We start from the raw sequence: 11,394 nt of genomic DNA, 5'->3' as shown, positions 1-11,394 counted from the left end.
GGAGGCGCCGAGCAGCGTGCCGAAGCTGCCGATGAATCCCGGCTTGTCGGCATTGCGCACGTAAATCATGTTGGGCGCGAATTCCGCGTCGACGAGGATGTCGCGGATTTCCGTGACGCGCGGCTTGYCGTCCTGGAACACCGTGCCGCCGGCGTGGCGCGACATGTCCTCGGCCTCGACGATGATGCGGATGAAGCTCTCGTAGTCGCGCGCCGCGGTATCGCGCTTGACGTCCTCGATGACGATGCCGCGCTCCCGCGCGACGATTGGAGCCGACACCATGTTGATGTCTTGCAGGAACGGACGCAGCACGCCGGTGACGGCGGCCGATGTGAGCGCACGGGTGTTCATTTCCGCGACTTCGCCTTCGTACTCGATGCGGATGCCTTTGATCGGCGCCTCCGTCAGTTGACCGAGGAACGAGCCGAGTTTTTCGGCGAGCGTCACGAACGGCTTCAGGCGCGGCGCTTCCTCTGCGGTGATCGACGGGAAGTTGACCGCGTTCTGGATGGCACCCTGCAGCAGGTAATCCGACATCTGCTCGGCAACCTGCAGCGCGACGTTCTCCTGCGCCTCAGACGTCGCCGCACCGAGATGCGGCGTGCACACAACGTTCGGATGACCGAAAAGAGGATTGCTGGTGGCCGGTTCTTCGGTGAACACGTCAAATGCAGCACCGGCAACATGACCTGAATCGAGCGCCGCGCGCAATGCTGCCTCGTCGACCAATCCACCGCGGGCGCAATTGACGATCCGGACGCCCTTCTTGGCCTTCGCGATGTTCTCTGCGGAGAGAATGTTCTTGGTTTTTTCCGTCATCGGCACGTGCAGCGTGATGACGTCTGCGCGGCGCAAAAGATCGTCGAGTTCGACCTTCTCGACGCCGATCTCGAGCGCCCGCTCCGGCGACAGGAAGGGATCGAAGGCAATCACTTTCATGCGCAGGCCGATGCCGCGATCGGCGACGATCGAACCGATATTGCCGCAGCCGATGACGCCGAGCGTCTTGCCGGTGAGTTCGACACCCATGAAGCGGTTCTTTTCCCACTTGCCAGCCTGCGTCGAAACGTCGGCCTGCGGGATTTGGCGCGCGAGCGCGAACATCATGGCGATTGCGTGTTCGGCGGTCGTGATGGAATTGCCGAACGGCGTGTTCATGACGATGACACCCTTCGCCGTCGCGGCGGGGATCTCGACATTGTCGACGCCGATGCCGGCGCGGCCGATTACCTTCAGCTTCGTCGCCTTCTCCAGGATCTTGGCGGTGACCTTGGTGGCGGAACGGATGGCGAGGCCGTCGTAATCGCCGATGATGGCGGCGAGCTTGTCCTTGTCCTTGCCGAGGTCCGGTTGGAAATCGACGTCGATGCCGCGATCCTTGAAGATCTGAACGGCTGCGGGCGAGAGAGCGTCGGAAATGAGAACGCGGGGTTTGGTCATGTCGGAAAACCTTGCTGCGTCATGGCCGGACGTGCCCCGACCATTCATGGTGACCGGGCATCGCAGGCTCACGTATCGGGACAATCGTGGATCCCCGGGACCATGCCCGGGGATGACGGTATCGGAAGGTCAGGCCGCTTTCGCGAGCTTCGCCTTTTCTTGCGCGAAGGCCCAATCGAGCCACGGCGTCAGAGCTTCGAGGTCGGAGACTTCGACCGTCGCACCGCACCAGATGCGAAGTCCGGGAGGAGCATCGCGATAGGCGCCGATGTCGAGAGCGACGCCTTCCTTCTCGAGGGCCGCGCTGACGCCCTTGGCGACCTGTGCCACAGCGTCGGGACCCTTAGCGACGACGTCCGGGTCGGCGACGACGAGACATACGCTCGTGTTCGAGGCGTTGGCCTTGTCCTTCGCGAGATTGGCGATCCACGGCGTTTTGGCGACCCAATCGTGAATGACCTTCGCGTTGGCATCCGCCTTGGCCAGAAGCCCGTCGAGACCGCCGATCGACTTCGCCCATTCGAGCGCATCGATATAATCCTCGACGCAGAGCATCGAGGGCGTATTGATGGTTTCGCCTTCGAAGATACCCTCGATGAGCTTGCCGCCCTTCGTCATGCGGAAGATCTTCGGGAGTGGCCAGGCTGGCTTGTAGGTTTCAAGCCGTTCCACCGCCCGTGGCGACAGGATCAGCATGCCGTGCGCCGCCTCGCCGCCGAGCACCTTCTGCCACGAGAAGGTGACCACATCGAGTTTGGTAAAATCGAGCTTCTGCGCAAAAGCCGCCGACGTCGCGTCGCAGATGGTGAGGCCTTCACGGTCGGCCGCGATCCAGTTCGCGTTGGGGACGCGGACGCCGGAGGTAGTGCCGTTCCACGTAAAGACGACGTCGCGGTACTTCGTATCGACCTTGGTCAGATCCGGCAGTTCCCCATAAGGGGCGGTCGTCACTTTGGCGTCGTCGAGCTTGAGCTGCTTGACCACATCGGTGACCCATCCTTCACCGAAGCTTTCCCAAGCGAGCATCTCGACCGGACGTGCGCCGAGCATCGACCAGAGCGCCATCTCGACGGCGCCCGTGTCGGACGCCGGCACGATGCCGATGCGGTAATCGGCCGGAACGCCCAGGACCTCGCGGGTGAGATCGATGGCGAGCTTGAGGCGCGCTTTACCGAGCTTGGCGCGATGCGAGCGTCCAAGCGCGTCGGTTTTAAGATTTTGGAGAGACCATCCGGGGCGCTTCGCGCAGGGGCCGGATGAGAAAAAAGGCGCACGAGGGCGCGCGGCAGGCATATTGGTCATTTTGCTTCCATCCTTACAGATGGGCGCCTCTCGGTGGGGAGAGGTGTCCCGCCGATGGGTATGACGGAGCAGCAGGACCCGGTCAAGAAGAATTGAGAACCGTTGAGATTACGAAATCGTAATATGATCGCGGGTCGGTTCTACGCTAGGACAGAGTTCTACATTAAGGACATGGCGGCTGGCACGTATTATGCTAGCAGAACGCCGACAATAGAGACCCCGAGGAGCGAGCATGCGTTTGTCCGGTCAGCTCGCCGTCATCGCCGCATTGGGTATTGCGGGCGCTGGCGGCTGGTATGCCTACCAGGGAGGCTATCTGGCAAAAGCGCCGCTTGTCGGCTCCTATCTGGCAAAGGGTGAGGGGCAGAGCGCCTCGGGCTCGGCCCGTGGTCGCGGTCAGGCACCCGGCCCGGCAACAGTGGATGTCGACGTCGTCAAGACCGGCCGCATCGTCGAAACCCGCGAAGCGGTGGGCACGCTCCGTGCCTACGAATCGATCATCGTGACTGCCAAGATTGCAGGTGTGATCGACAAGATCGGCTTCGACGAAGGACAGAAGGTCAATGCCGGCGATACGCTGATCCAGCTCGACGCCGCCGAGCGACGCGCCGACATCGAGCAGACCACCGCGGAAACCAACCGTGCCGTCGCCCTTCGCAACGAGGTCTCGATCAAGCTCGATCGTGCGATGGCGCTGCGCAAATCCGGTGCCGGCACCGAGGCCCAGGTGGAGGATCTCACCGCACAGGTGAAGTCCCTCGAAGGCGCCATGGCCGCGGCTCAGGCTCAACGCAAGGCGGCCGAGGCACGCCTGCAGGATCTGACGATCCGCGCCCCCTTCCCCGGCCGTGTCGGCACCCGCTCGGTCTCGCTCGGCGCCTATATCTCGCCCGGCACCCGCGTCACGTCACTCGACGACCTGTCACGCGTGCGTCTCGATTTCTCGGTTCCGGAGAACGTCCTCGGGCGCCTGAAGCCCGGCCAGGTCGTGAACGCCGCGTCCGCCGCCTATCRGGGCAGAACGTTCAAGGGAACCGTCGCGACGATCGATCCGCGGATCGATGCCGTGACGCGCTCCGTCAAGCTGACGGCGGAATTCGATAATCCCGACGAAGCGCTCAAACCCGGCATGTTCCTGACAGTCACTCTCGAGGTGATGACGAAGGACGACGCCGTGATGATCCCCGAAGAGGCGATCGTCAGCGAGGGTTTGCGCCACATCGTCTATCCGGTGAAGGACAACAAGGTCGAGCGGCGCGTCGTGCGGCTCGGTCAGCGGCAAGGCGGCAAAGCGGAAATTATCGAGGGACTGAAGCCGGGCGAGACGATCGTCGTGCTCGGCGTTCAGCGCGTCCGCGCTGGTGCGACGGTCATTCCGCGTCAAATCGGCTCCGAAGCGCCGCCCGCACCAATCAGCGCGCCACAGGCCTCGCAGCCCTCGCGCAGCTCTGTCAATCTGCCCCATCCGATCGGTAGCGCGAACGCGGCCGAACGGAACTGAAGCCTATCGAATGGCGGCGCGCGCTCCGAGGGTGCGCCGCATGAAGACTGTAAATTAGCGTTTCGCGCGAACTGGAACGAACAGCGTCATGCAGGTCTCAGACCTCTTCATCCGCCGCCCTGTTTTCGCTGTCGTCGTCAGCCTTCTGCTGATTGTCGGCGGCATCTCTTCGTTGATCAATCTTCCAGTGCGGGAATATCCGCAAGTCGACCGACCGGTCGTGTCGGTGTCGACCGTCTATCGCGGCGCGTCGAACGAAGTGATCGAGAGCCGCGTGACGGAAGCCATCGAAGGCGCCGTCGCCGGCATCGAAGGCATTCGGCAAATCACGTCCCAGAGCCAGAACGACCGGTCATCGGTATCGATCGAATTCGAGGTCACGCGCGAGCCTGAAGCTGCGACGTCGGATGTGCGCGACRCAGTATCGCGCGTCGCCGGTCGCCTGCCCGACGGAGCCGAAACGCCCGTCGTGCGAAAGGTCGACGCCAACGCGCAGGCCATCATGTGGATCGGCGTCACGTCCTCGACGCTCGATTCCCTCGAACTCAGCGACTTTCTCAAGCGGGTCTACGTCGACAGGCTTTCGACGGTGTCGGGCGTCGCCAACGTCTATCTGGGCGGTGAACGGCGGTTCGCGATGCGCGTGTGGGTCGACCGTCCGGCGCTGGCGGCGCGCGGTCTGACCGTGCAAGACGTCGAGACGGCGATCAAGCGCCAAAACGTCGAGCTCCCCGGTGGCCGCGTCGAATCCAACCAGCGCGAGTTCACGGTCAAGACGGATTCCCGGTTGTCGACGCCGGAACAGTTCTCGCAGGTGATCGTCACCAACAAGAACGGCTATCTCGTGCGGCTCGGCGAGGTTGCGCGGGTCGAGGTCGGAGCCGAGGACAACCGCTTCGAATTCTATCAATCGGGCGAAACCGCCATCGGCCTCGGCATCGTGCGCCAATCGACCGCCAACACCCTCTCCGTTGCCGACAACGTACGCACCGAACTCGAGGGGCTGAAGGCTTCTTTGCCGCCCGGCACCACGACCGAAATTCTCTACGACGAGAGCCAATTCATCCGGGCCTCGATCGACGGCGTGCTGCACACGCTGGTCGAAGGTGTCGCTCTGGTGATCCTGGTCATCCTGCTCTTCCTGCGCGACTGGCGCTCGACCATCGTCGCCATGGCGGCAATCCCGGTGTCTATCATCGCGGCCTTCATGGTGATGTCGTTCTTTGGCGCGTCCATCAACGTGCTTACGCTCCTTGCCATCGTGCTCGCCATCGGCATCGTCGTGGACGACGCCATCGTCGAGATCGAGAACGTGCATCGCCGCATCGAAGACGGACAGCCTCCGTTGCTCGCCTCGTTCGACGGCGCACGCGAGATCGGATTTGCCGTGATCGCCACCACCGCGACCTTGATGGCGGTGTTCGTGCCGCTCGCCTTCATGACAGGCAACACGGGCAAGTTGTTCCGCGAATTCGCCATCACGCTCGCCGCCTCGATCTTCTTCTCCGGCGTCGTCGCGCGGACACTGACTCCGATGCTCTGCTCCAAGCTGATGGTTCCGGCCCACGGGCGCATTCAGCTCATGACCGAGCCCTTCTTCACGGGCATGAACAACGGCTACCGCTGGCTCCTGTCACGGGCGCTGCGGGCGCCGTTCATCATTCTGTTCATCGGCGTCCTCGTCTCGCTGTCGGCCTACGGTCTGTTCCAGATGTTGCCGAAGGAGTTCGCGCCGACGGAGGACCGGGGCGCCATCATCGTCAGGCTACAGGCGCCTGAAGGCGCAAGCCTGGACTACACGCGCGACCGGGTGAAGGAAGTCGAGCGGGTTCTCCTGCCGCTGCAGCAGCAGGGCATCGTGTCCTCCATGTTGAGCCAGGTCGCACCGGGCTTCGCACGGCCGTCCCCCGTGAACGAAGGCATCGTGATCGTACGTCTCGTCCCATGGGAGGATCGAACGATCAGCCAGCAGCAACTGGTCGCCCAGCTCACGCCGAAAGTATCGGCCTTTCCTGGCGCGCGCGCCTCGGTCGTCAACCCGCCGGCCTTCGGCGGCGCGGGCGGTTTCGGTCAACCCATTCAATTCGTGATCGGCGGACCCGACTACGACACCCTTCGCGATTGGCGCGACATCGTCATGCAGAAGGCGCAAGAAACCGGTCGCTTCGTCAATCTGGATTCCAACTACCGCGAGTCGCAGCCCGACATCCGCGTGCAGATCGATCGCCACCGCGCTGCCGATCTCGGTATCTCCGTGGAGGATATCGGACGCACGCTCGAACTGATGTTCGGCGAGCGCGAAGTTTCCACCTTTGTCAGCCGAGGCGACGAATATCCCGTGATCATGCGAGCGCGCCCGGAAGACCGGGCGACGCCCAACGATCTCACCAACACGTTTGTCCGTGGCGCCAACGGCGACCTCGTCCCGCTCTCCTCGTTCGTGACCCTTTCGGAATCGGCCGCGCCGCAGGCGCTCAACCGGTTCGATCGCTTGCGTTCCATCACGATCCAATCCGCGCTCGCACCGGGAACGTCGATCGGCGAAGGGCTCGAGATCCTGCAGCAGATCGTTCGCGACAACCTGCCGCCCGAGGTGCGCATCGGCTATAACGGCCAGTCGAAAGACTTCCTGGACTCGACCGGCGCCATCTACATGACCTTCGCCATGGCGCTCCTGGTGGTGTTCCTGGTGCTGGCGGCACAGTTCGAGAGCTGGATCAATCCGTTCATCATCATGCTCACCGTGCCGCTGGCGGTGACGGGCGGTCTGTTGGCGCTCGTCATCACCGGGCAGACGCTCAACATCTACAGCCAGATCGGCATGATCTTGCTCATCGGCCTGATGACGAAGAACGGCATCCTGATCGTCGAGTTCTCGAACCAGTTGCGCGAGCGCGGGTATTCGGTGCGCGACGCGGTGGTCGAAGCGTCCGTCATGCGTCTTCGCCCGATCCTGATGACCTCCATCGCGATGATCGGCGGCGCCATTCCGCTCGCCTGGTCGACGGGTGCAGGTGCCGAGGCACGCAGCGCCATCGGCTCGGTGATCGTCGGCGGCGTCACGGTCTCGACGCTTCTGACGGTCCTCGTGATCCCGGCGATTTACTTGCTGCTCGGCGGCTTCACCAAGCCATCGACCTATGTGAGCGAACTTCTGGAAAAGCTGCGCAAGGACACCGGGTCGGTGCCGCACGGCGAAGAGCCGCGAGCGCCACATCATCCGGCGGAATAGGATGGCGGCGGGCGATCGACGCCCGCCGAAACGCTCAATCGAAAACGTAGCGCGCGCCGATGCGCACCTCATGTCCGTCGATCGCACGCACGCGGATCGGCGTCGCATCGTCGCCGAAGCGCGTGCGGGCATCGCCGAGGCGTGTATAGCGATAGCCCAGATCGAGTTTGAGATGGCTCGTCAGATCGAACGCGACGCCGGCCATGAGAGCCCAGACGAATGTCGTGTTGGTGTGCGAGCCTAGCGCGGCCACACCCGTAAGTTCGCCCCCGGCACCGTAGACCCAGCGCTCCGCTCCCGCGATCCGATTGCGGGACAATCCGATGCCGGCGCCGACATACGGCGTTATTCCGGACACGAGGGGAAGATCGAGATAGGCGTTGGCCATGAAAGTCGTGGCGGAGAAGTCGCCTCGATCGATGCCTGTCGCGCCGCCGAGACCGAGATGGCCGCCGCGGTAAGACGCTGCGAAATGCTCGTCAATGGCAATTTCGGCGCGAAGCCACGAGCCGAACTGATAGCCGATACCTCCCCCGAGCGTGAAACCGCGATCGACGCGGGGACGGCCGATCGCCGGGACGCTCTCAAAACCGAGATCCCGCGTGCGGCGGTGCACGAGCATCTCCGTCCCACCGATATCGCCGCGCAAATACCAGCCCGACCCCGGACCATCGTCGCTATCGTCGAGGATCGGCGCCGGCGGGAGATCGGCTGCGAGCGCACAGGACGTCGCAAGGCTCATCGCCGCGGCAAGGATCGGCATCGTTCGGCGCAAGTCAAAGCTCCCCACGGCATACGGCCTCGAAGGCCGACGTGCTGTGACATTGGAGCAAAGTGATTAAGGGGCGCTTAACCTTAATGCGAACTTTCCGACCGTTCGGAGAAACGGACGCTCGCTCCACCCCTCCCGCTCGTCATCCCCGGCCACGTGCCGGTGACCTCGCGTCGTGAGGCGGGGCGCATTTCCAGTCGAGGCGGCCGGGACAGGCCCAGCCATGACGTGCTGGGGGGCGTGCAGAACGTCGATCGAAAGGTTACGCCGCCGCGCGAGTTAGCGCCTCGACCACATCGTCGACCACGCGCAGCACGAGGTCACGGTCGTCGCCCTCGGCCATCACGCGGATGACCGGTTCTGTGCCCGACGGGCGGATGACGAGGCGGCCGTCCTTGCCCAACCGTTCGCGCGCGGCGTCGATCGCCGTCGTCACTGAAATCTGCTGCAGGGGTTGGCCGGACTTGTAGCGCACGTTCTTCAGGATCTGCGGCAGCGGTTCGAAGCAATGGCAGACTTCCGAGACCGGCCGATCGAGGCGCTTCACCACCGAGAGAAGCTGCAGCGCCGCGAGGAGGCCGTCACCGGTCGTCGCATAGTCCGACATGATGATATGGCCGGATTGCTCGCCGCCGAGATTGAAGCCGTGCGCGCGCATATGTTCGAGGACGTAGCGATCCCCGACCGCCGTGCGCACGAGATCGAGGCCCATGTCGCCGAGAAAGCGCTCAAGACCGAGATTGGACATGATCGTCGCGACGATTCCCGGCTGACTGAGAAAACCGTCTTCCTTCCATGCGCGGGCGACGACGGCCATCAATTGATCGCCGTCCACCACATTGCCCTTTTCGTCGACGACGATGACGCGATCCGCGTCGCCGTCGAGAGCGATGCCGATATCGGCACGTGTCTCCCTGACCTTCTGGATCAGGGCCTCGGGCGCGGTCGAGCCGACTTTGCGATTGATGTTGAAGCCATCGGGTTCGACGCCGATGGCGACGACCTCCGCACCGAGCTCCCAGAGCGTTTCCGGCGCGACCTTGTAAGCGGCGCCGTTGGCGCAATCGACGACGATGCGCATGCCTTCGAGATCGGCGTGCCGCGGCAGGGTGCGCTTGGCGAAYTCGATATAGCGGKCATGMACGCCSTCGAYGCGYTTYGCCCGGCCGATATCGGCGGAGCCGGTGAGGCGGGACGTCAGATCGCTTCCCAGCAAAGCCTCGATTTCATGCTCCACGTCGTCGGACAGCTTGAACCCATCGGGGCCGAACAGCTTGATGCCGTTGTCCTCGTAGGCGTTGTGGGAGGCCGAGATCATGACGCCGAGATCGGCGCGCATGGAGCGCGTGAGCATCGCCACGGCGGGGGTCGGCATCGGGCCGAGAAGCAGCACGTCCATGCCGACCGACGTGAAGCCGCCGACCAGCGCGTATTCGATCATGTAGCCCGACAGACGGGTATCCTTGCCAATCACGACCCGGTGGCGGTAGTCGCCGCGCTGGAAGATCAAGCCAGCGGCTTGGCCGACTTTCAGCGCCAGTTCGGGAGTGATCACGCCGTTGGCGCGTCCGCGGATCCCGTCGGTCCCAAAGTATTTGCGCACGTGCTTCTCTCCAGGTCGGGCGCGCCGCGGCGCTTCGTGGGCCTGACAAAGCAAGCCCCGGGGCAAGGGTCAAGGATCGGGTGTCGGACACCCCATCACAAGTGATGAGCAATTATTACAACGGGATAGCCGGAGAGTCGCCGAATTACTTCAAAAGGGCGACAAACAAGAACGCCCGCCGTGACGGCGGGCGTTCTCGAATGTCGGGATCGAACGGGGCTAGGCCTGCGGTTGCGGCTCCATTCCGCCGTCAGTCTCACGGGGCCGGTTGCGGCCCGCGGACGGAACGGGGGATCCCCGCGTCGGGCTCGCCGTCTCACCGTTATCCCGGATCGGCGGCTGACCGTCGATCAGGTTGCGGATCTCGTCGCCGGACAGAGTCTCGTATTCCAGCAACCCCTTGGYGAGCGCCTCGAGGTCGTTCTTGCGCTCGCTCAGGATGCGGCGGGCATCGAGCAGACCGCCCTCCACCAGACGCCGGACTTCCGAATCGATCTTCTGCGCGGTCGCTTCCGAGATGTTCTGCTGGCGTCCCATGGACATGCCGAGGAACACTTCTTCCTGGTTTTCGCCATAGGCGACTGTGCCGAGTTCGGGCGAGAAGCCCCAGCGCGTGACCATCATGCGGGCGAGACGCGTCGCCTGCTCGATGTCGGATTGCGCACCGGAGGTCACCTTGTCCTGACCGAAGATCATCTCCTCGGCGATACGGCCGCCCATCATGATGGCGAGGCGCGAGGTCATCTGCTCGTAGCTCATGGAGAGCTTGTCGCGCTCGGGCAGCTGCATGACCATGCCCAGCGCACGGCCGCGCGGGATGATCGTCGCCTTGTGAACCGGATCGGTCGCGGGGACGTTGAGGGCGACGACCGCGTGGCCAGCCTCGTGATAGGCCGTCAGGCGCTTCTCGTCGTCGGTCATGACGAGGGTGCGGCGCTCCGCGCCCATCATGACCTTGTCCTTGGCGTCCTCGAACTCGTTCATCGTGACGATGCGCTTGCCGCGACGTGCCGCGAGCAAGGCCGCCTCGTTGACGAGGTTCATCAGATCGGCGCCGGAGAAACCCGGTGTGCCGCGCGCGATGACCTTGAGGTCGACGTCGGGCGCCAACGGCACCTTGCGGACGTGCACCTTCAGGATCTTTTCGCGGCCGACCACATCCGGGTTCGGGACCACGATCTGCCGATCGAAACGACCTGGGCGCAGAAGTGCGGGATCAAGGACGTCGGGACGGTTCGTCGCCGCGATGATGATCACGCCTTCATTGGCCTCGAAGCCGTCCATCTCCACGAGGAGCTGGTTGAGGGTCTGCTCGCGCTCGTCGTTGCCGCCGCCGAGACCGGCGCCGCGGTGACGACCGACCGCATCGATTTCGTCGATGAAGATGATGCAGGGGGCATTCTTCTTGGCTTGGTCGAACATATCGCGCACGCGGCTCGCGCCGACGCCGACGAACATTTCGACGAAGTCCGAACCGGAAATCGTAAAGAACGGCACGTTGGCCTCGCCCGCGACGGCGCGCGCCGTCAGGGTCTTACCCGTAC

7 protein-coding genes are annotated in these 11,394 nt (G+C 63.8%); 2 read left to right on the top strand and 5 right to left on the bottom strand.

From position 1 onward, the window contains the following. Together serA and AC1DT3_RS04555 are read right to left on the bottom strand one after the other, a co-directional pair. A partial coding sequence (serA, locus tag AC1DT3_RS04560; protein WP_477464057.1) for a phosphoglycerate dehydrogenase occupies nucleotides 1–1,440 on the bottom strand: 1,440 nt, incomplete at its 3' end. A gap of 129 nt (nucleotides 1,441–1,569) precedes the next feature. Continuing rightward, nucleotides 1,570–2,742 (bottom strand): phosphoserine transaminase, encoded by a 1,173-nt coding sequence (locus AC1DT3_RS04555; protein WP_477464056.1) that lies wholly within the window; start codon nucleotides 2,740–2,742, stop codon nucleotides 1,570–1,572. 232 nt (nucleotides 2,743–2,974) lie between these two features. On the opposite strand from AC1DT3_RS04555, the gene AC1DT3_RS04550 reads away from it, so the two are divergent. Beyond that, nucleotides 2,975–4,243, top strand: coding sequence for an efflux RND transporter periplasmic adaptor subunit (locus AC1DT3_RS04550; RefSeq protein WP_477464055.1), 1,269 nt, complete (start codon nucleotides 2,975–2,977; stop codon nucleotides 4,241–4,243). Nucleotides 4,244–4,331: 88 nt separating this feature from the next. Continuing rightward, entirely contained in the window at nucleotides 4,332–7,475 is a 3,144-nt protein-coding gene (locus tag AC1DT3_RS04545) for an efflux RND transporter permease subunit (RefSeq protein WP_477464054.1), read from the top strand. Between the two features lie 34 nt (nucleotides 7,476–7,509). Here AC1DT3_RS04545 and AC1DT3_RS04540 read toward each other — a convergent pair whose 3' ends face one another. The 3 genes from AC1DT3_RS04540 to ftsH form a co-directional block, all read right to left on the bottom strand. Continuing rightward, a complete protein-coding gene (locus tag AC1DT3_RS04540; RefSeq protein WP_477464053.1) occupies nucleotides 7,510–8,250 on the bottom strand; it encodes an outer membrane protein in 741 nt (246 codons plus the stop codon). Between the two features lie 259 nt (nucleotides 8,251–8,509). Next, a complete protein-coding gene (gene glmM / locus AC1DT3_RS04535; protein WP_477464052.1) occupies nucleotides 8,510–9,850 on the bottom strand; it encodes a phosphoglucosamine mutase in 1,341 nt (446 codons plus the stop codon). Between the two features lie 219 nt (nucleotides 9,851–10,069). Next, nucleotides 10,070–11,394, bottom strand: a 1,325-nt coding sequence (gene ftsH / locus AC1DT3_RS04530) for an ATP-dependent zinc metalloprotease FtsH (RefSeq protein WP_477464051.1), incomplete at its 5' end; no start/stop codon positions are given.

The sequence above is a fragment of the Microvirga sp. P4_G7 genome, from assembly GCF_056401005.1.
Note: the sequence above shows the minus strand (reverse complement) of the source record. Positions and strands in the feature narration are given on the sequence as shown.